22 protein-coding genes are annotated in these 18,986 nt (G+C 57.2%); 7 read left to right on the top strand and 15 right to left on the bottom strand.

All coding sequences use genetic code 11. The features are described 5' to 3' along the window. Positions 1 to 100: 100 nt before the first annotated feature. The 3 genes from G6041_RS01345 to yfbV form a co-directional block, all read right to left on the bottom strand. A complete protein-coding gene (locus G6041_RS01345; RefSeq protein ID WP_012124155.1) occupies positions 101 to 760 on the bottom strand; it encodes a sugar phosphatase in 660 nt (219 codons plus the stop codon). Between the two features lie 12 nt (positions 761 to 772). Then, the gene (locus G6041_RS01340; RefSeq protein ID WP_012124154.1) at positions 773 to 1,267 is read right to left on the bottom strand and encodes a YfbU family protein; all 495 of its coding nucleotides are present in this window, start codon (positions 1,265 to 1,267) and stop codon (positions 773 to 775) included. An 86-nt stretch (positions 1,268 to 1,353) separates the two neighbouring features. Further along, positions 1,354 to 1,809, bottom strand: coding sequence for a terminus macrodomain insulation protein YfbV (gene yfbV / locus G6041_RS01335; protein ID WP_007869555.1), 456 nt, complete (start codon positions 1,807 to 1,809; stop codon positions 1,354 to 1,356). A gap of 334 nt (positions 1,810 to 2,143) precedes the next feature. On the opposite strand from yfbV, the gene ackA reads away from it, so the two are divergent. After that, positions 2,144 to 3,346 carry an acetate kinase gene (ackA, locus tag G6041_RS01330; RefSeq protein WP_004387827.1) on the top strand — a complete coding sequence of 401 codons (1,203 nt, stop codon included), beginning with the start codon at positions 2,144 to 2,146 and terminating at the stop codon, positions 3,344 to 3,346. Between the two features lie 82 nt (positions 3,347 to 3,428). Next, positions 3,429 to 5,567: a phosphate acetyltransferase gene (gene pta / locus G6041_RS01325; protein ID WP_004387826.1), complete on the top strand. Its 2,139-nt coding sequence runs from the start codon at positions 3,429 to 3,431 to the stop codon at positions 5,565 to 5,567. Positions 5,568 to 5,632: 65 nt separating this feature from the next. On the opposite strand, the gene G6041_RS01320 is transcribed toward pta, so the two are convergent. Together G6041_RS01320 and G6041_RS01315 are read right to left on the bottom strand one after the other, a co-directional pair. Continuing rightward, positions 5,633 to 5,884 (bottom strand): DUF1158 domain-containing protein, encoded by a 252-nt coding sequence (locus tag G6041_RS01320; protein ID WP_004387825.1) that lies wholly within the window; start codon positions 5,882 to 5,884, stop codon positions 5,633 to 5,635. Between the two features lie 68 nt (positions 5,885 to 5,952). Then, the gene (locus G6041_RS01315) at positions 5,953 to 6,297 is read right to left on the bottom strand and encodes a RamA family antibiotic efflux transcriptional regulator (protein ID WP_004387824.1); all 345 of its coding nucleotides are present in this window, start codon (positions 6,295 to 6,297) and stop codon (positions 5,953 to 5,955) included. A 272-nt stretch (positions 6,298 to 6,569) separates the two neighbouring features. On the opposite strand from G6041_RS01315, the gene G6041_RS01310 reads away from it, so the two are divergent. Further along, the gene (locus G6041_RS01310; protein WP_007892041.1) at positions 6,570 to 7,157 is read left to right on the top strand and encodes a TetR/AcrR family transcriptional regulator; all 588 of its coding nucleotides are present in this window, start codon (positions 6,570 to 6,572) and stop codon (positions 7,155 to 7,157) included. Positions 7,158 to 7,212: 55 nt separating this feature from the next. Here G6041_RS01310 and yfcD read toward each other — a convergent pair whose 3' ends face one another. From yfcD to yfcF, 3 genes are read right to left on the bottom strand one after another with little or no spacing between them, the layout of a single operon-like run. Next, positions 7,213 to 7,797: an NUDIX hydrolase YfcD gene (gene yfcD, locus G6041_RS01305; protein WP_007869564.1), complete on the bottom strand. Its 585-nt coding sequence runs from the start codon at positions 7,795 to 7,797 to the stop codon at positions 7,213 to 7,215. 54 nt (positions 7,798 to 7,851) lie between these two features. Beyond that, positions 7,852 to 8,403, bottom strand: a complete 552-nt coding sequence (yfcE, locus tag G6041_RS01300) for a phosphodiesterase (protein ID WP_004387821.1) — start codon at positions 8,401 to 8,403, stop codon at positions 7,852 to 7,854. Positions 8,404 to 8,462: 59 nt separating this feature from the next. Next, positions 8,463 to 9,107 (bottom strand): glutathione transferase, encoded by a 645-nt coding sequence (gene yfcF, locus G6041_RS01295; RefSeq protein WP_032988663.1) that lies wholly within the window; start codon positions 9,105 to 9,107, stop codon positions 8,463 to 8,465. Positions 9,108 to 9,251: 144 nt separating this feature from the next. On the opposite strand from yfcF, the gene yfcG reads away from it, so the two are divergent. From yfcG to G6041_RS01275, 4 genes are all read left to right on the top strand, one after another. Continuing rightward, positions 9,252 to 9,878 (top strand): GSH-dependent disulfide bond oxidoreductase, encoded by a 627-nt coding sequence (yfcG, locus tag G6041_RS01290; protein ID WP_004387818.1) that lies wholly within the window; start codon positions 9,252 to 9,254, stop codon positions 9,876 to 9,878. A gap of 141 nt (positions 9,879 to 10,019) precedes the next feature. Beyond that, on the top strand, positions 10,020 to 10,922 hold the full coding sequence (locus tag G6041_RS01285) for a TIGR01777 family oxidoreductase (RefSeq protein WP_012124150.1): 903 nt from the start codon (positions 10,020 to 10,022) through the stop codon (positions 10,920 to 10,922). Between the two features lie 139 nt (positions 10,923 to 11,061). Then, positions 11,062 to 11,766, top strand: coding sequence for a hypothetical protein (locus G6041_RS01280; RefSeq protein WP_007892037.1), 705 nt, complete (start codon positions 11,062 to 11,064; stop codon positions 11,764 to 11,766). After that, positions 11,759 to 12,403 (top strand): RES family NAD+ phosphorylase, encoded by a 645-nt coding sequence (locus tag G6041_RS01275; protein WP_012124149.1) that lies wholly within the window; start codon positions 11,759 to 11,761, stop codon positions 12,401 to 12,403. The genes G6041_RS01280 and G6041_RS01275 overlap by 8 nt, the downstream gene beginning before the upstream one ends. Before the next feature lie 27 nt (positions 12,404 to 12,430). Here G6041_RS01275 and hisP read toward each other — a convergent pair whose 3' ends face one another. The 7 genes from hisP to purF form a co-directional block, all read right to left on the bottom strand. Continuing rightward, entirely contained in the window at positions 12,431 to 13,204 is a 774-nt protein-coding gene (gene hisP / locus G6041_RS01270; protein ID WP_004386652.1) for a histidine ABC transporter ATP-binding protein HisP, read from the bottom strand. A gap of 10 nt (positions 13,205 to 13,214) precedes the next feature. After that, positions 13,215 to 13,931, bottom strand: a complete 717-nt coding sequence (locus tag G6041_RS01265) for an ABC transporter permease (protein WP_012124148.1) — start codon at positions 13,929 to 13,931, stop codon at positions 13,215 to 13,217. Continuing rightward, positions 13,928 to 14,614 (bottom strand): histidine ABC transporter permease HisQ, encoded by a 687-nt coding sequence (locus G6041_RS01260; protein ID WP_084999207.1) that lies wholly within the window; start codon positions 14,612 to 14,614, stop codon positions 13,928 to 13,930. Before G6041_RS01260 ends, G6041_RS01265 begins: the two co-directional genes overlap by 4 nt. Positions 14,615 to 14,687: 73 nt before the next feature. Further along, positions 14,688 to 15,470 carry a histidine ABC transporter substrate-binding protein HisJ gene (gene hisJ, locus G6041_RS01255; RefSeq protein ID WP_032968945.1) on the bottom strand — a complete coding sequence of 261 codons (783 nt, stop codon included), beginning with the start codon at positions 15,468 to 15,470 and terminating at the stop codon, positions 14,688 to 14,690. 235 nt (positions 15,471 to 15,705) lie between these two features. Then, entirely contained in the window at positions 15,706 to 16,488 is a 783-nt protein-coding gene (argT, locus tag G6041_RS01250) for a lysine/arginine/ornithine ABC transporter substrate-binding protein ArgT (protein WP_004386648.1), read from the bottom strand. A 276-nt stretch (positions 16,489 to 16,764) separates the two neighbouring features. Further along, positions 16,765 to 17,334, bottom strand: coding sequence for a UbiX family flavin prenyltransferase (locus G6041_RS01245; RefSeq protein ID WP_007869579.1), 570 nt, complete (start codon positions 17,332 to 17,334; stop codon positions 16,765 to 16,767). Between the two features lie 111 nt (positions 17,335 to 17,445). Then, complete coding sequence (gene purF / locus G6041_RS01240; protein ID WP_004386646.1) at positions 17,446 to 18,963, bottom strand: amidophosphoribosyltransferase; 1,518 nt, start codon at positions 18,961 to 18,963, stop codon at positions 17,446 to 17,448. Between the last annotated feature and the right edge of the window lie 23 nt (positions 18,964 to 18,986).

Genomic DNA, 18,986 nt, shown 5'->3' with positions numbered 1-18,986 from the left:
ATCCTTGTGTTGTCATCACGGCCCCAGGAAACGAAAACGGCGGGAAGCAACCCGCCGTACAAAGAAAGGTGGCGCGAGAGCGCCTGAGGGCGGAGAGCCGTTACGGCTGCTTTTTAACGCTGACCCAGCCGTCCGCTCCTTTTTCCAGTACCAGTTCGGTAAAGGATTTAATCACCAGTGCCGCCTCGTCAAGACGCGGCGTATCGGCAGGCGGGTTAGCGGCAATCACCGGGCAACCCGCCGCAAGGCCAGAGAGAATGCCCGCCGGCGCGTCTTCCACGACAGCACACTCATGAGGCGCAAGCCCCAGCAGCTCAGCGCCGAGCATATAGGCATCCGGCTCCGGTTTGCCACGCTTCACGCGCTCCGCGGTAACGAACACTTCCGGCTTCGGCAGCCCCGTAGCACCACGACGCGCGGAAGCAACGGGCATAGAGCCTGAAGTGACAATAGCCCAGGGGATGCGGGCCTCGTTCAAATGGTTCAGCAGTTCCAGCGCGCCCGGCAGCGCGACGATGCCTTCGGTATCACTCGCTTCTATTTGTTCCAGACGATGAAACTCCGCCATGATCTCGTCTTCGCTGTGCCCCGCCATAAAATGACGGAGCGACGTGATCGCCTGCTTACCGTGAATAAAGCCCAGCACTTCGTCATGCGCGATGCCAAAGCGATCCGCCCAGTGACACCAGGCGCGTTCAACGGCGGGCAGAGAGTCCACCAGCGTACCGTCAAGATCGAACAAAAACCCTTTACATTCCACAGCCTTCTCCCGTCAGGCGTTAATAATCTGCATAATTTCGTTGGCGCACAAATGGTACTGCCGCGGACACGCCTGCCACACTTTCAGCATCCGTTGATATTTCTCCCACATCGGGGTTTGCGCGTTAAAGCCGTGCGTGCCGGCGTCGAAATGGGTATAGCGCCCTTCGGTATTAACCAGAAACCGCACGTAACCCAGAAAGCGCGCTTCGGTCGCCGCGTCAAAGCCCAGGAAGGTGACGCGACGCTCATCAATGCTCTGGCCTTCTTTCATATTTGATCTGGAGACCTGGAGGGCATGATACATCTCCATGATATCGATGACGGTGCGGCAGGTTTCTTCGCTGAGCTCGCCGAAATCGCGGTCGAGTTCGCGCATCTGTAGCCCGTAACCGCGCTCAATAATGGTTTGCAGGCGGCGATAACGCTCGCCATTTTCCGGATCGAGCAGGGTCATCATTTTGTACTGGTTGGAGAGAATAAGACGCTGGGCATGGGTCATTTCCATGGTGTGCTCCTGTTACAGGCGAAGCCCGATCAAAGTGGGATACTGCCCTTACTTTGCCTTTTTTTGCCCAAACGTCTTTTGATCAATTACAAGTCATCAAGAAATGTTTTATCAAGTTGCTTAAACGCACGTTTTAAGGTGTCGGCCAGCGCCTGATAATCGGGCTTGCCTTCCACCGGCGCGAGCGCCTGCCCCGCCTCCTGCAATTTCGTGCGCACTTCATAAAACCAGTTCAGCGTGCCCGGCGGCAGCGGCGTGACGGAGCGTTTGCCAAGCCACCACAGGCCCTGCATCGGCATACTCAGCGCGAACAGCGCCGTAGCGACGGCAGGCCCCAGCTGGCCGCCGAGCGCAATCTGCCAGCAGAGCGTAAATACGGCGACGGGCGGCATAATGCGTATCGCAAAGCGCGTGGCGCGGATTACGCGGTTTTCAATAAAGACCGGTGCCAGGCGTTTATCAGTCGGCCAAGTCTTGGAATAGTGTTGCCCACGACGAAACAGGCTAAAAAAGCTCACGGGGCGATTTTCAGGTGTCGACATGGCCTTACCTCAACTTCATTAATAAAAAATAAAATTTTCCTGCAAGATAACAACTCTCTATGACAACGTTCAAAATATTTTGTCAATACAAGTCGCAATCAGTTATCCTGTGCGCGCCTGCGATGGCGTAGAAGGCAAAGCCCGCGCTGTCAAATCTTTAAGGCCGTCTTTCGCGCCGGAAATTTGCGCAAAATGGCGTAAACTCTGTTTATTTCTTCGTCACAGCAGAATCTCGCTTCGCTATGACGTTAATCATAAATGTCGGCGTCATCTTACGCTACGCTGAGAGACTCACTGACGTTTTTTTAGCCACGTATCATTAATAGGTACTTCCATGTCGAGTAAGTTAGTACTGGTTCTCAACTGCGGTAGCTCCTCACTGAAATTTGCCATCATCGATGCACTGAACGGTGACGAGTACCTGTCCGGTCTGGCCGAATGTTTCCATCTTCCAGAAGCGCGTATCAAATGGAAAATGGACGGCGGCAAACACGAAGCGGCGCTTGGCGCCGGTGCGGCTCACAGCGAAGCGCTGAACTTCATCGTTAATACTATTCTGGCACAAAAACCAGAGCTGTCTGCACAGCTGACCGCGATTGGTCATCGTATCGTGCATGGTGGCGAAAAGTATACCAGTTCCGTTGTGATTGATGAGACTGTTATTCAGGGCATCAAAGATTCCGCCTCTTTCGCACCGCTGCACAACCCGGCTCACCTGATCGGTATCGCCGAAGCGCTGAAATCCTTCCCGCATCTGGCGGATAAAAACGTGGCCGTGTTCGACACCGCGTTCCACCAGACCATGCCGGAAGAGTCTTACCTCTATGCCCTGCCGTACAAACTGTACAAAGAACACGGCATCCGTCGCTACGGCGCACACGGCACCAGCCACTTCTATGTGACGCAGGAAGCCGCAAAAATGCTGAACAAACCGGTGGAAGAAGTGAACATCATCACTTGCCACCTGGGCAACGGCGGTTCTGTTTCCGCTATCCGTAACGGCAAATGCGTTGACACCTCCATGGGTCTGACCCCGCTGGAAGGTCTGGTTATGGGCACCCGCTCCGGCGACATCGACCCGGCTATCGTCTTCCATCTGCACGACGCGCTGGGTATGAGCGTTGATGACATCAACAAACTGCTGACCAAAGAGTCCGGTCTGCTGGGCCTGACCGAAGTCACCAGCGACTGCCGTTATGTTGAAGACAACTACGCGACCAAAGAAGACGCGAAGCGCGCGATGGACGTTTACTGCCATCGCCTGGCGAAATACATCGGCTCTTACACCGCGCTGATGGAAGGCCGTCTGGACGCGGTCGTCTTCACCGGCGGCATCGGCGAGAACGCGGCGATGGTTCGCGAACTCTCCCTCGGTAAACTGGGCGTGCTGGGCTTCGAGGTTGACCACGAGCGCAACCTGGCCGCGCGTTTCGGCAAATCCGGCTTCATCAACAAAGAAGGCACCACCCTCGCGATGGTCATTCCGACCAACGAAGAACTGGTTATCGCGCAGGACGCCTGCCGTCTGACCGCCTGATCCCTCACCGCCAGCCTCGCTGGCGGTGTTGTTTTATGTGGTGCCAGCCGCGCGGCTGGCTGCAACAAAAAGAGGATAAACCGTGTCCCGTATCATTATGCTTATTCCTACCGGAACCAGCGTCGGCCTGACCAGCGTCAGCCTCGGCGTGATCCGCGCTATGGAACGTAAAGGCGTTCGTCTGAGCGTCTTCAAACCTATCGCCCAGCCACGTACTGGCGGCGATACGCCGGACCAGACCACGACTATCGTGCGTGCTAACACCAATTTGCCGGCTGCTGAGCCGCTGCGCATGAGCCACGTCGAGTCGCTGCTCTCCAGCAACCAGAAAGACGTGCTGATGGAAGAGATCATTGCTCGCTTCCATGAGAACACCAAAGATGCCGAAGTGGTGCTGGTGGAAGGCCTGGTGCCGACCCGTAAGCATCAGTTCGCCCAGTCGCTGAACTATGAAATCGCGAAGACCCTGAACGCGGAAATCGTGTTCGTGATGTCTCAGGGCACCGATACCCCGGAACAGCTGAAAGAGCGTATCGAGCTGACGCGCAGCAGCTTCGGCGGCAGCAAAAACGCCAACATCACCGGTGTTATCGTCAACAAACTGAACGCGCCCGTGGACGAGCAGGGCCGCACGCGCCCGGATCTTTCCGAGATTTTCGATGACTCCACGAAAGCGAAAGTCATCAATATCGATGCTCAGCATCTGCAGGCCATCAGCCCGCTGCCGGTTCTCGGCGCGGTGCCGTGGAGCTTTGATCTTATCGCCACCCGCGCTATCGATATGGCCCGTCACCTGAACGCGACCATCGTTAACGAAGGCGATATCAAAACCCGCCGCGTGAAGTCTGTGACGTTCTGCGCGCGCAGCATTCCGCACATGCTGGAACATTTCCGTCCAGGCTCCCTGCTGGTGACCTCCGCGGATCGCCCTGATGTGTTAGTGGCTGCCTGCCTCGCCGCGATGAACGGCGTGGAAATCGGTGCCATCCTGCTGACCGGCGGCTATGAAATGGACGAGCGCATCAGCAAGCTGTGCGAACGCGCTTTCGCTACCGGCCTGCCGGTATTCATGGTGAACACCAACACCTGGCAGACCTCGCTCAGCCTGCAGAGCTTCAACCTTGAAGTGCCGGCAGACGACCACGAGCGTATCGAAAAAGTGCAGGAATATGTGGCAAGCCACGTTAACGCCGAGTGGATCGACTCTCTGACTGCCGCCTCCGAGCGCAGCCGTCGTCTCTCGCCACCAGCGTTCCGCTACCAGCTGACTGAGCTTGCGCGTAAAGCGGGCAAACGTGTTGTGCTGCCGGAAGGCGACGAGCCGCGCACCGTGAAAGCCGCGGCCATCTGCGCCGAGCGCGGCATCGCGACCTGCGTGCTGCTGGGCAACCCGGATGAAATCGCGCGCGTTGCTGCCGCACAGGGCGTTGAACTGGGCGCAGGCATCGAAATCGTCGATCCGGAAGTCGTGCGTGAAAGCTATGTGGCGCGTCTGGTTGAGCTGCGTAAAAACAAAGGCATGACCGAAGCGGTCGCCCGCGAGCAGCTGGAAGATAACGTGGTGCTGGGCACGCTGATGCTGGAGCAGGACGAAGTGGACGGTCTGGTATCAGGCGCGGTTCACACTACCGCGAACACCATTCGCCCGCCGCTGCAGCTCATCAAAACGGCACCGGGCAGCTCGCTGGTCTCTTCTGTGTTCTTCATGCTGCTGCCGGAACAGGTTTATGTGTACGGCGACTGCGCGATCAACCCGGATCCGACTGCAGAACAGCTGGCCGAAATCGCCATCCAGTCCGCCGATTCCGCTGCCGCTTTCGGCATCGAACCGCGCGTGGCGATGCTCTCCTACTCCACCGGCAACTCCGGTGCGGGCAGCGATGTCGAAAAAGTGCGTGAAGCGACCAAACTGGCGCAGGAAAAACGCCCTGACCTGGTTATCGACGGCCCGCTGCAGTATGACGCTGCCGTTATGGCTGACGTAGCGAAATCCAAAGCGCCGAACTCACCGGTTGCCGGCCGTGCTACCGTGTTCATCTTCCCGGATCTGAACACCGGTAACACCACATACAAAGCGGTACAGCGCTCTGCCGACCTGATCTCCATCGGGCCGATGCTGCAGGGTATGCGCAAACCGGTTAACGACCTGTCCCGTGGCGCGCTGGTTGACGATATCGTCTACACCATCGCCCTGACGGCAATTCAGGCAAGCCAGCAGTAATCACTGCTGAAAAGAAAGCAAAAGGCCGCGCGATGCGGCCTTTTTTATATCCTGTCAGTACGCGCTTAAGCACGCTCCAGCGAAAACCATCGCCGCCACACAAAGCGAATCACGTAATACTCCACCGTGCCGAGCAGTAAAAACCAGATGCAGAAGATGATGGTGTAGAGCTGGTTAAGATCGACCAGATGGAACATCGTCATCAGGTGCTGCGCCAGCGTCAGCGTGAGTCTCGGGGCCGGCAGCAGCAGGCAGGAGAGAAACGCCAGCAGCAAAATGCCACCAGCGGTGATGAGCGTTTCAAGAGGATGCTTCATGAGAGGCTTTCGGTTAGTTCAAAAGCGTATTGTCAGGGAATCTGGCGCGCTATGCAAACCGCCCGCGCTCAGTGGTTGGTCGGGGCATCGCCCTGCTTGCGCCAGGTGCCAGGCGACATCCGATACTTACGCGTGAAGAGTCTCGTAAAAGTTTGCTGAGAATCGAACCCGTATTTCATGGAAATATCCAGCACGCGGTCGTTGGTGGCACGCAGGTCCTGCGCCGCCAGCCGCAGCTTTTTCTCGCGAATATAACGCCCGATGCTCTCCCCTTTATGATGGTGAAAAAGCCGCTGCAAATGCCATTTCGAATAACCCGCGTGGCGCGCGATATCATCAATGCGCAGCGGCTTATGAAGATTGTCATCAATCCAGTCGGTCAGCGTTTCAATAACCTGAGCGGGAAGTTCCATAGAATCCCTCCAGTAGTGGTAATCGCAATGATGTTTCAGGCCTTCGCCTGTCCTGAATTCCGGCTCGCATGAGCGCTCTGCTCATTTTCCGGGCGAAAACGGCCCGCACGCAGCACCATCAAAAATGGTAGCCAGTGAAACTTGATAATGAGTGAGTAAACACTCATTATAGGAATGTCGGCCGATTCGTCAACTCTGTTTTTTCCTGTGATCGCAAGCCTTGCAGCGGATCGGCGAGTCGTGATTCAATCTGCCCTTTTTACAGGAGAGCAATGTCCGTGGCGCGTCCCCGCAGTGAAGATAAAAGAATGGCGATTCTCGAAGCCGCCACCGAAGCGATAGCCGAGGCGGGCCTTGGCGCGTCGACCGCGCTTATCGCGCGTAAAGCGGGCGTGGCTGAAGGGACGATATTTCGCTATTTCGCCTCCAAGGACGATCTCTATAACGCGCTCTATGTCCATCTTAAGCAAGATTTCTGCCGTTCGATGATAGGCAAGCTCGACAGCAAGAACGACCACAAAGAAAATATTCGTTATGTCTGGAACAGCTTTATCGACTGGGGGTTAACCAAACCGGAAGCCAATCTGGCCGCGCGTAAGCTCGAAGTCAGCAGTCGTATTACCGATGAAAGCAAAAAACTGGTGACCGATATCTACCCGGAGCTCCATGAGCTTTGCGAGAAATGCATTTTGCCGCTGTTCCGCTCCAGTGAATTTCGCGCGTTTGGCGATGAAATTTTCTTTGCGCTGGCGCAGACGACCATGGATTTCGCGACGCGCGAACCGGCGCGCTCTGACGAGTTTAAAGCGGTGGGATTTGATACGTTGTGGCGCGCGATGTGCGACAACCAGCAGGCGTAAGCTTACGCCGAAAAAGCCGCCCCGCGCGTCGCTGACGATGGCGGGGCCGCGACGCTTAGCTGAGCGTAGGGTTTTTCTCTTCCTGCTCTTTTTCTTTACTGTCTTTACTGTGACCGCCACTCTCCTGACCCGCGTTGCGGCTCAGCCAAAGCGAAAGCGCTTTTAGCGTATCCGGCGTAAATTCATCGCAACGCGCCGTTATCTCTTCCGGCTCCATCCAGCATACTTCGCTGATTTCGCTCTCCTGGAGCGCGAACGGACCGTGGGAGACGCAGCTGAACAGCCCGCCCCAGACGCGACAATGCTCATCTTCAAAATAAAACTGCCCGTGCTCGGCGAAAGGAACGCCCGCGATGCCCAGCTCCTCTTCCGCCTCGCGACGCGCGCTCTCAAGCAGCGCTTCGCCCGCCTGCACTACGCCGCCTGCGGTGGCGTCGAGCATGCCCGGCATAAAGTCTTTGATATCGGTGCGACGCTGCACCAGGATTTTGCCCATACCATCATGCACCACGATATAGGTCGCGCGGTGACGCAAACGTTCGGCGCGCATCTGCGCCCGGCTGGACTGCGCTATCACCTCATTGTCTTCACTGACAATGTCCACCCATTCCATGTCTGCCAAATGATTCTGCTCCACCATCAGGAAACCTTCTGTAATAAGCGCTCTTACGGCGCGTTCTGGTTGTTCGGTAAATTAAGGGGAAATCGCGATCTGTGCAATAACCTGCGAGGTTTCCAGGGTAATGACGCTCAGCGTATCGCCATTGAGGAACCCGTAGCTTGCCGGATGCCCGCCTTTCGGCATACTGATTGAGCCTGGATTAAAGTGGAACTGCTCGCCGTGGCGCGCCGCCACCGGAATATGCGTATGGCCGTAGATCAGGACATCGCCTGCGGCCAGCGGCGGCAGGTTATCGGGGCTGTAGAGATGACCGTGGGTCAAAAAGAGCCGCTGTCTGGCGAGCAACACCTGCTGCCAGGGCGCGGTGACGGGAAACTCCAGCAGCATCTGGTCGACTTCGCTGTCGCAGTTGCCGCGCACCGCGATAATGCGGTCGGCCACGGTGTTAAGTCGTTTCGCCACTTCGCCTGGGGCGTAGCCCTCAGGAAGCGGGTTACGTGGCCCGTGGTTTAAGAAATCTCCCAGCAATACCAGCCAGCGGGCGTCGCTGTCGGCAAAGCGCGCCAGCAGAAGCTCTGTGGCAGGCAGCGAGCCGTGAATATCCGAAGCAAACATCAGCTTCATTACTCACCTTCCGAATGAAAATTGTGGTGCACGCATGATAACGGATCGCGCCGGGCTTATCAGCCCAAACGCCTGGCAGAAAGTGCGATATAACGCTGCACTGACGCGCGCTGCCACTGGAACGCAGCATAGTCGGCAAGCGCCTCCGGCACCGGGTCGCCATGCATGACCAGCCGGTTAATCATCAGCGCCAGATCGGTATCTGCGAGTGACCATTCACCAAACAGATTTTGTTGCCCGTGCACAAGTAACGCCTGCGCGCACGCGATAAGCTTATCCGCCGCCGCCTGCCCATCTGCACTTAATGGCGCGTAGCGGGCCGCACCAAAGATAACGTCAGTCGGACGTTCAGCACGTAACGCGCCCAGATCGCTGCGCAGCCACGCCTGTACCTGGCGGGCGCGGGCACGTTTTTCAATATCGTGCGGATAGAGCCTCTCCCACACCGGCGGCGCAAAGCGCTCTTCAAGATATTCCGTGATGGCGGAGGATTCGCTCAGCGCGAAATCGTCAATCACCAGCAGCGGCACACGGCGCGTCAGGGCGAAGCCCTGCCAGTCGGCCTGTAAATGTTCGCCGCGTGACAAATCGCGGGTTTGCAGCTGAAATTGCAGACCTTTTTCCTGAAGCGCCACCCAGACGGACATCACGTAAGGGCTAAAGAAACTGGCATCGGACCAAAGCGTAATGGCGGGCTGCGACATAGCAATTCTCATCTCTGATGGCGGATAGCTAAAACTATACCGTAAACCGTTTTCTGTCATGCTGCCGACTATGAGAGCTGCCGCATTATTCAGCAAACCGCCTATACTTTGAGCACGCCAAATCCCCATCTAAAGGACGCTGTCATGCTGGATCTCTACTACGCCCCGACGCCGAACGGCCATAAAGTTACGCTGTTTCTTGAAGAGGCCGGGCTTGAGTATCGCCTCCACCGCGTTGACATCAGCAAGGGCGAGCAGTTTAAACCGGAATTTCTCGCCATTGCCCCGAACAATAAAATTCCCGCCATTATCGACCATGCGCCCTCCGACGGCGGCGCGCCGCTGAGTTTGTTTGAATCGGGCGCGATTTTGCTCTATCTCGCCGAGAAGAGCGGCAAGCTGTTGAGCGGCGAACTGCGCGAGCGTCAGGTGACGCTACAGTGGCTGTTCTGGCAGGTTGCCGGATTCGGGCCGATGCTTGGCCAGAATCATCACTTTAATCATTTCGCGCCCCAGGCGGTGCCTTACGCCATTGAACGCTATCAGGTGGAGACACAGCGTCTCTACGGCGTGCTGAATAAGCGTCTGGAGAAATGCCCGTGGCTTGGCGGCGAGCGTTACAGCATTGCCGATATCGCCACCTATCCGTGGGTGGTGTCGCACGAGCGCCAGCGAATCGATCTCGACAACTTCCCGGCGGTCAGTAACTGGTTTGAGCGCATCAGGCATCGCCCGGCGACCGAACGCGCGTACCAGCTCGCCAGCAGTTAACCAGTGCAAATTCGTTGATAACCTTCTCTCTTTACAGGAAAAATTACGCCCGGCGTGCGCCATATCTCAGGCAAACCTTGCCGGGTCGCCTATGCTGAAGAGATAACACTACGTTATGCGCGGGCGGCGCAGGAGGCACTTATGGAGATTCTGATAACTGGCGGTACTGGCCTGATTGGCCGCACGCTGACATCGCGCCTGGTGGCGTTAGGGCATCACGTCACGGTCCTCACCCGCAATCCTGAGCGTGCCCGCGCGCGGCTCGACACCGCTATTACGCTGGTGCCGGGCCTCGATCACTTCAGTAATCTCGATACGTTCGACGCGGTGATTAACCTCGCGGGCGAGCCTATTGCCGATAAACGCTGGACCGCCGCCCAGAAAGAGCGCCTGTGCCAAAGCCGCTGGCATATAACGCAGCAACTGGTGGCGATGATGCAGGCTGGTAGCAATCCGCCTGCGGTGTTTCTCTCCGGCTCTGCGGTCGGTTATTACGGCGATCTCGGCGAAGTGGTGGTGACGGAAGACGAACCGCCGCACAGCGAATTTACCCATAAGCTTTGCGCCCGCTGGGAGCAGATAGCCGAAGGCGCGCAAAGCGATAAAACCCGCGTCTGCCTGCTGCGCACCGGCGCGGTGCTTGCGCCCGATGGTGGCATGATGAGCAAACTGCTGCCGCTGTTTCGTCTGGGCCTTGGCGGGCCGATTGGCAGCGGCCGTCAGTATCTCGCCTGGATCCATATCGACGATATGGTCAACGCGATTATCTGGCTGCTGGATAACGATCTGCGCGGGCCATTTAACATGGTCTCCCCTTACCCGGTGCGCAACGAGCGCTTTGCTCATGCGCTTGGCCACGCACTGCACCGCCCCGCGCTGATGCGCGCGCCCGCAACCGCCGTGCGCCTTATGATGGGCGAATCCGCGGTTCTGGTGCTGGGCGGCCAGCGCGCCCTGCCTAAACGCCTGGAGGAATCGGGCTTCGGTTTCCGCTGGTTTGAGCTGGAAGAGGCGCTGGAGGATATCGCTGCGCGAGCGCGTTGATGCCGTCTTTGGCTACGCGGGCAATGATGGTGCCCGCGTCCCGCTATTTTTTACACGTTTCACCCGCCGCTGGCATTCCCTCACCTGATTACGTTATAATCAATATCACGAATATCATTTATATCACGAAGGGGGCACGATGAGTTCCCGTCCACGCCACGTAAAACTGAACGAGTATCCACTGGACGTCAGCGTCGAGTTTGTCGATGTCGGGCATCTGGTGACGTCCCTGCACGAGACGCCTGCGCCCTGGGGACAGATTCACCTTTCCGATATTCCCGGTGAAGACGCCGGGCGCTATTTGATGCTCAAAATGCCGGACAACCTGGACGAAGAGACGCTGGATAACGATTTGCGGCTTGCAATTGTCAGCGCCGTCACGGCGGTGTCGCAAATGAAGCGCGCCGGGCACCATAGCGAGCCCGCGCACGCCGCGCCGTTGCAGGCCCGTAATCGCGAGCGGCTTGATGCGCTGCGCCAGACCGTGCTTGATGAAGGCCAGTGGCTGTCTGCAGGCGAAGTGAGCCTTGCCGCCGGTGCCGCGCTGAAAAACCCGAGCGCGACCGCGAACCGCTGGAAACAGGCAGGTAAAGTTTTTGCGCTGCCGGTCAACGGCAAAGATCGTTACCCCGCCTGGGCGTTTGACGAAGGCGGTCAGCCGCTGCCGTCACTCAAACCCATCCTTGCGCTGTTTCGTGAGAAAACGCCTTGGAGTATCGCCCTCTGGTTTCATTCGCCCAATGCCTGGCTTGGCGGCGCAAAACCCAAAGACCGTCTGAAAGCCGATCCGCAGGCGGTGCTGGACGCCGCAAAAGCGGAAGCCGAAGGGCCGATGCATGGTTGAATTCAGGGAAGAACGCCTGCCTGCGCCGCCTGCAGATATGCAAGTGCCGCGCGTCACGGTATGGCCCGCAGGGAGGCGGATAGTTCGCGTTCACAGCCGTCAGTTCGCGGGCGACGCTTTCAACCCCTGTTATGGTAACGCGCGTTTCAGCCCGCTACAACGCGCCGATGGCCGTCTTATTCCCACGCTTTATGGTGGTATCGACGCCGAAGTGGCGATTATGGAATCGCTGTTTCACGATGTCCCGACAGGCGCCTCTGGTGCCAGCTTCGATCTGCACAAAGCCCGCGAACTCTGCATCAGCACGTTAACACCGGACGTGGCGCTTGAGCTCGCTAACCTGACGCCGGTACTGCTGCGCCGCTGGGGCGTCACGCAGGCGGCGCTGACGGGCAGCTCTCCGCAGAGTTATCCACAAACGCGCCTGTGGGCGTCGGCCATTCACGCCGCGAATCCGCGCCTTCACGGTATTAGCTGGGCGTCGCGCCAGCACGGCGGCAAAGCGCTGATGCTGTTCGGGGATCGCATCAACCGTCTTACGCTTCATGAAAGTCTGCCGCTGATACCGGGGGCACTGACCGACATTTACCGGCTGGCCGAAGAGATGGGCCTGATTCTGATAGACGACGAGGCATAACCGGCGTCCCTGCCGGACTGATAGATATTACTTCAGCGATCCCTTCAAAAACTGCTGCAGACGCGGGCTTTGCGGGTTGTTAAAGAGCGCGTCCGGCGGCCCTTCTTCTTCGATTTTGCCCTGATGCAGGAAAATCACATGCGAGGAAACGTGGCGGGCAAACTCCATTTCGTGCGTCACGACCACCATCGTTTTGCCCTCTTCGGCGAGCTTCTGCATGATGCGCAGCACTTCGCCCACCAGTTCCGGGTCCAGCGCGGAAGTCGGTTCGTCGAACAGCAAGACATCCGGCTCCATCGCCAGCGCGCGGGCAATAGACACGCGCTGCTGCTGACCACCGGAGAGATGCACCGGGTATTTGCCCTGCGCGCGCTCATCGATGCCCACTTTGGCGAGGTATTTCACCGCACGCTCGCGCGCATCCTGTTTGCTTAAGCCCAGCACCTGAACCGGCGCTTCCATCACGTTCTCCAGCACCGTCATGTGGCTCCACAGGTTAAAGTGTTGGAACACCATCGTCAGGCGCGTGCGCAGAAGGCGCAGCTGGTTTTTATCCGCCACCTTGAGCTGACCGTCTTTATCACGCACCAGCGTAATGTTCTGGTTGTTCACCACGATGGTGCCTTCGCTGGGCTTTTCCAGGAAGTTGATGCAGCGCAGGAAGGTGCTCTTGCCGGAGCCAGAAGAGCCGATAATGCTGATGACATCACCGGCGTTCGCCTTCAGCGATACCCCTTTAAGCACTTCATGTTCGCCGTAGCGCTTGTGCAGATCGGTAACGTTTAATTTATTTTCAGACATGCGTAGCCACTCAGTGCGTTGAAGCCGGTTTCAGGTGCCGCAGCCAGCGCTTTTCCGCCCTGCGGAAGAGGCTTATCAGCACATAAGAGATAATCAGGTACAGCACCGCCGCGATGCCAAACGCCGTAAACGGCTGATAAGTGGCGGCGTTAATATCGCGGGCGATCTTCAGCAGATCCGGGACGGTCGCGGTAAACGCCAGCGCCGTGGAGTGCAGCATCAGAATCACTTCATTGCTGTAGGCAGGCAGCGCGATGCGCAGCGCCGACGGCAGAATAATGCAGCGGTACATTTTAAAGCGTGAAAAGCCGTAAGCGCGCGCCGCCTCGATCTCGCCATGCGGCACCGCGCGAATGGCACCCGCGAAAATCTCGGTGGTGTATGCGCAGGTGTTGAGCGTCAGCGCCAGCACGGTGCAGTTGAGGCCGCTTCGGAAAAACTCATTGAGTAAGGGCGTGCCTTTCACCACTTCCAGCGTATACATGCCGGAGTAGAACACCAGCAGCTGCACGTAGAGGGGCGTGCCGCGAAAGACATAGGTAAAGAGCCAGATGGGGAACCAGACCAGTTTGTTTTCCGAAACGCGCCCAATGGCGAGAAAAACTGCCAGCACACCGCCCATCACCACCGAGGCGATAAGCAGCCAGAGCGTAATCGCCACACCCGTAAAGCGATAGCCGTCGGTCCACAGCAGGGATTTCCAGTACTCCTGAATAATTTCGATCACAGGTCAGCCCTCTTCACGCCCACGGTATAGCGGCGCTCAAGCAGCAGCAGAACGCCGTTGGAGAGCGTGGTAAACACCAGATAAATCAGCCCGCAGACAATCGCGAAGTAAAACGGCTGCCAGGTGCTTTTCCCGGCAAGCTGCGTCGCTTTCACGACATCTTCCAGCCCCAGTAGCGACACCAGCGCGGTGGCTTTTAAAATCACCTGCCAGTTGTTGCCGATGCCCGGCAGCGCATAGCGCATCATGGAAGGAAACAGAATCCGGCGGAAGGTTTGCGAGCCGGTAAAACCAAACGCGGTCGCCGCCTCGATATGGCCTTTTGGCACGGCGAGATACGCGCCGCGGAAGGTTTCGGTGTAATAAGCGCCGTAGATAAACCCAAGGGTGATAATGCCCGCGATCATCGGGTCGATATCAAACTGGCTGAATCCCAGCGCGTCGGTAATGGCGTTCAGCGCGATCTGCAAACCATAAAAAATCAGCAGCATCAGAACGAGATCGGGCACGCCGCGAATCAGCGTCGTGTACGCCTCAAAAATCAGCGCCATCGGGCGGTTGCGTGAGAGCTTCGCCCCTGCGCCGACCAGACCAATCGCCACCGAGAGGACAACGGCGCTGAGCGCCAGCTCCAGGGTGACGAGCGCGCCCTGAAGGATTACCTGTGAAAACCCATACAGCATGGTGACTTATCCTGTACTCAGCGTGCGCACGGCCCATCGGCGCCCCGCAGGGCGCCGTGCAAACGCGTGCGGATTAATCGCCGTAGACGTTAAAATCGAAATACTTTTTGGCAAGCTTCTCGTAGGTGCCGTCGGCGCGCATGTCGGCAAACGCCTTGTTCAGCGCCTCGCGCAGTTCGTTATCTTCTTTACGGATCCCCATCCCGGTGCCGACGCCAAAGAGTTTTTCATCTTTAATCGACGGGCCGCCGAACTGATAGCCTTTGCCCACCGGCTGCTTCAGAAAGCCTTCACTGGCGGCCACTTCATCCTGAAACGCGGCGTCGATACGGCCCGCGGTCAGATCGGAATAGATATTGTCCTGGCCCTGATAAGAGACAATTTCCACGCCTTTCGGCGCCCAGTGCTCATTACCGTAGGTTTCCTGAGTGGTGCCCTGCAACACGCCCACGCGTTTGCCCTTCAGCGACTCCAGCGTCGGCTGGATGGGCGAGCCTTTTGCCACCACCAGGCGCGAATCCGCAGCGTAGAGCTTGTCGGTAAAGGCGATTTCCTGCTGGCGTTTTTCGGTGATCGACAGCGACGACATAATCGCGTCGATTTTCTTCGCTTTCAGCGACGGGATCAGCGCATCCAGCGGCTGTTCAGTGAACGAACATTGCGTCTGAATGCGTTTGCACAGTTCTTTGGCCAGATCGATGTCGAAACCAACCAGTTCACCCTGCGCGTTTTTCGATTCAAACGGCGCATAGGTAGGGTCAGTGCCGATACGTAAGTGCTGCGGAATTGCTGCGAAAGCCCCAGAAATGCTGGACAGCGCCAGCCCCAGAGAAAGTGCTAACAGCCTTTTTTTCATAACTATCCTCATCAGACGCGCATATTTAAATGTCAGGCGGAAAAACTGCACTTATCGTGCCATCACTGCCGCCTCGTAATCAAAACTTTATGCGCGCTGAGATAGATTTATTTTCATTTTCGGTGCGTAGAAATGCACACATGCTCTTCTCTGGTGCATAACCTGCACCATTTTGCGTCATGCCAGCCAGGCACGCACCAACATAGTGACTGGCTGGCAAACGCGTTACAGATAATCAGTCGCCGTAGACGTTAAAGTCGAAATATTTTTTCGCCATTTTGTCGTAGGTGCCGTCTTTGCGAATCTCGCCGAGCGCTTTGTCGAACGCGGCTTTCAGCTCGGCGTCTTCTTTACGCAGGCCAACGCCGGTACCATCGCCAAAGTAGTTTTTGTCTTTTACCGACGGGCCGGCAAAGGCGTAATCCTTCCCGGCAGGCTGTTTGAGGAAACCTTCGCTGGCAGCCACTTCATCCTGCAGCGCTGCATCAAGACGGCCCGCCGAGAGATCGGAGTAGATCAGATCCTGGTTCTGGTACGCCACGACATCCACACCCTTCCCGCGCCATTTTTCATTGGCGTAGGCTTCCTGCGTGGAGCCCTGCAGCACGCCCACATGTTTGCCTTTCAGCGATTCAATAGTCGGCTGAATGGTCGCGCCTTTGGCGGCAATGAGGCGGGAGTCGGCGGCATAAAGCTTGTCAGAGAAGGCAATCTCTTTCTGACGCTTTTCGGTAATAGAGAGCGAAGAGATAATCGCGTCGATTTTTTTCGCTTTAAGCGACGGGATCAGCGAATCGAAATCGCTGCCAACCCAGGTGCATTTCACCTGCATGCGTTTACACATCTCGTTGCCGAGATCGATATCAAACCCGACAAAATCGCCTTTGGCGTCTTTTGAGGAGAACGGCGCGTAGGTGGCATCCGTACCGATGCGTACCGTCTGGGGAAGCGCGGCGAAAACGCTGGCGCTGGTGGAAAGGCCAAGCAGTAAGGAGAACGCGAGCACCTTCTTCTTCATACATTACCCTCAAGTTTTCTGTTTTATTATCTGTTGCGTTGTGTGTTGCAACCAGACGTTGCACTTCCCATGCCAGCTTTGCGTAGTCGCATACGCCGCCATGATTTGTTAAAAAATGGTTGCAATGAAGTTGTGTGAATGAAGATAGCATTCCGCACAGCAGACGCTGAGCGTGAAATCGCAAAAAGCGGGATTAAATGTCGAGGATATGATCGCGCTTGCAGAATTGCCCCACAATGAGGCACCGCGCTGCGCTTTGCCTCATCGTGAAGCGCCTTACGCGCCTGGCCAGCGGGTGAAGAGATCGGCAGGAAGCGTGATATCGAGCTGATCGAGCGCGCGGTTTACCGTCTGGTTAATCACATCATCCAGCGTCTGCGGACGATGATAAAATGCGGGCATCGGCGGCATGATAATCGCGCCAAGCTCAGCTGCCTGGGTCATCAGACGCAAATGGCCGAGATGCAGCGGCGTTTCCCGCACGCACAGCACCAGCCTGCGACGCTCTTTTAACACCACATCCGCCGCGCGGGTCAGCAGCCCGTCGGTATAGCTGTTCACGATGCCGGAGAGCGTTTTAATCGAACACGGCAGAATAATCATCCCGTCGGTTTTAAACGAGCCGGACGAGACGCTGGCGGCGATATCGCGCGCGTCGTGGTTTACATCAGCCAGCGCCTGAACATCACGCACGCTCATATCGGTTTCCAGCGACAGCGTCTGACGCGCCGCCTGGCTCATGATGAGATGCGTTTCCACCTCTGCCACCGCCTGAAGCGTCTGCAACAGGCGAATGCCATAAATCGCGCCGCTGGCGCCAGAGATGCCGACAATGATTTTTTTCATGGAGTTATCTGGAAAAGGAGCACTGAGCGAGACTTTGCCGCAAGACGCGACGAGATGCAAACGGGGATTTCGCCCCTCGCGTTGCGCAAGGGGCGACGGCACGCGGGAAGATTAACCTTCGTTGTGCATCTCTAAGTTTTCGACTTCGTTCTGGCGCATGACCGCTTTGGCGTCGTCGTTACGCAGGGATTCGAGATATTCCAGGTACTGGTGATCGACATCTTTGGTGACGTAAACGCCGTTAAAGACCGAGCATTCGAACTGCTGAATATCCGGGTTCTCGGCGCGCACGGCTTCGATAAGATCGTCGAGATCCTGGAAAATCAGACCGTCAGCGCCGATGATCTGGCGGATTTCATCTACTTCGCGGCCGTGAGCGATGAGCTCGTTGGCGCTCGGCATGTCGATACCGTAGACGTTCGGGAAGCGAATTTCCGGCGCGGCGGAGGCCAGATAGACCTTCTTCGCGCCCGCCTCGCGGGCCATCTCGATAATCTGCTCGGACGTGGTGCCGCGCACGATAGAGTCATCCACTAGCAGCACGTTTTTATCGCGAAACTCGGCGCGGTTGGCGTTCAGTTTGCGGCGCACCGATTTACGGCGCAGATGCTGTCCCGGCATGATGAAGGTACGGCCGACGTAGCGGTTTTTCACAAAACCCTGGCGGTAGGGTTTGTTAAGAATGCGCGCAATTTCAAGGGCGATATCGCAGGAGGTTTCCGGGATCGGGATCACCACGTCGATATCCAGATCTTCCCACTCGCGCGCGATTTTCTCGCCGAGCTTTTTGCCCATTTCCACGCGAGCGCTGTAGACGGAAATCTTGTCGATAAAAGAGTCCGGACGCGCGAAGTAAACATACTCAAACAGGCACGGGTTACTGACCGGGTTGTCAGCGCACTGGCGCGTGAAGAGCTGGCCTTTTTCGCTGATATAAACCGCTTCGCCAGGCGCTACGTCGCGCAGGAACTCAAAGCCCAGCGTATCGAGCGCCACGCTCTCGGAGGCCACCATGTACTCGGCGCGGCCGTTACCGGCATCGCGTTTACCAAGCACCAGCGGGCGAATGCCGTTAGGGTCGCGAAACGCTACCATGCCGTGGCCAATGATCATCGCCACACACGCGTATGCGCCGCGGATCAGGCGGTTCATCGCCGCGATGGCCGCGAAAATGTTGTCCGCTTCCAGCGGGTAGTGACGGAAGTTATCCAGCTCGCTGGCGAAAATATTGAGCAGGATTTCAGAATCTGAGGTGGTATTGATATGACGGCGCTTCTCTTCAAAGAGCATTTTGCGCAGTTCATGGGCGTTCGTCAGGTTGCCGTTGTGGGCAAGCGTAATACCGTAGGGCGAGTTCACATAGAACGGCTGGGCTTCGGAGGCGCTGGAGCTGCCTGCCGTCGGGTAGCGCACATGGCCGATACCCATATTGCCCTGCAGACGCTGCATGTGGCGGGCTTCGAATACATCATTCACCAGGCCGTTCGCTTTACGCAGACGGAAGCAATTATTCGCATCGATGGTGATGATGCCTGCGGCATCCTGCCCGCGGTGCTGAAGCACCGTTAACGCGTCATAAATCGACTGGTTGACCGGCATAACACCGGCGATCCCGACAATACCGCACATGTTGTCTTTTCCTCAATTCAAAG

This window comes from Cronobacter sp. HA18003 (assembly GCF_011605905.1).
GTDB lineage: Bacteria > Pseudomonadota > Gammaproteobacteria > Enterobacterales > Enterobacteriaceae > Cronobacter > Cronobacter sakazakii.
Note: the sequence above shows the minus strand (reverse complement) of the source record. Positions and strands in the feature narration are given on the sequence as shown.

Coding starts and splice junctions, on each gene's coding strand:
- G6041_RS01340 (WP_012124154.1), bottom strand. CDS start 1,267: ATGGAAATGACCCATGCCCAGCGTCTTATTCTCTCCAACCAGTACAAA.
- yfbV (WP_007869555.1), bottom strand. CDS start 1,809: ATGTCGACACCTGAAAATCGCCCCGTGAGCTTTTTTAGCCTGTTTCGT.
- ackA (WP_004387827.1), top strand. CDS start 2,144: ATGTCGAGTAAGTTAGTACTGGTTCTCAACTGCGGTAGCTCCTCACTG.
- G6041_RS01320 (WP_004387825.1), bottom strand. CDS start 5,884: ATGAAGCATCCTCTTGAAACGCTCATCACCGCTGGTGGCATTTTGCTG.
- G6041_RS01315 (WP_004387824.1), bottom strand. CDS start 6,297: ATGGAACTTCCCGCTCAGGTTATTGAAACGCTGACCGACTGGATTGAT.
- G6041_RS01310 (WP_007892041.1), top strand. CDS start 6,570: ATGTCCGTGGCGCGTCCCCGCAGTGAAGATAAAAGAATGGCGATTCTC.
- yfcD (WP_007869564.1), bottom strand. CDS start 7,797: ATGGTGGAGCAGAATCATTTGGCAGACATGGAATGGGTGGACATTGTC.
- yfcE (WP_004387821.1), bottom strand. CDS start 8,403: ATGAAGCTGATGTTTGCTTCGGATATTCACGGCTCGCTGCCTGCCACA.
- yfcF (WP_032988663.1), bottom strand. CDS start 9,107: ATGTCGCAGCCCGCCATTACGCTTTGGTCCGATGCCAGTTTCTTTAGC.
- yfcG (WP_004387818.1), top strand. CDS start 9,252: ATGCTGGATCTCTACTACGCCCCGACGCCGAACGGCCATAAAGTTACG.
- G6041_RS01285 (WP_012124150.1), top strand. CDS start 10,020: ATGGAGATTCTGATAACTGGCGGTACTGGCCTGATTGGCCGCACGCTG.
- G6041_RS01280 (WP_007892037.1), top strand. CDS start 11,062: ATGAGTTCCCGTCCACGCCACGTAAAACTGAACGAGTATCCACTGGAC.
- G6041_RS01275 (WP_012124149.1), top strand. CDS start 11,759: ATGGTTGAATTCAGGGAAGAACGCCTGCCTGCGCCGCCTGCAGATATG.
- hisP (WP_004386652.1), bottom strand. CDS start 13,204: ATGTCTGAAAATAAATTAAACGTTACCGATCTGCACAAGCGCTACGGC.
- G6041_RS01260 (WP_084999207.1), bottom strand. CDS start 14,614: ATGCTGTATGGGTTTTCACAGGTAATCCTTCAGGGCGCGCTCGTCACC.
- hisJ (WP_032968945.1), bottom strand. CDS start 15,470: ATGAAAAAAAGGCTGTTAGCACTTTCTCTGGGGCTGGCGCTGTCCAGC.
- argT (WP_004386648.1), bottom strand. CDS start 16,488: ATGAAGAAGAAGGTGCTCGCGTTCTCCTTACTGCTTGGCCTTTCCACC.
- G6041_RS01245 (WP_007869579.1), bottom strand. CDS start 17,334: ATGAAAAAAATCATTGTCGGCATCTCTGGCGCCAGCGGCGCGATTTAT.
- purF (WP_004386646.1), bottom strand. CDS start 18,963: ATGTGCGGTATTGTCGGGATCGCCGGTGTTATGCCGGTCAACCAGTCG.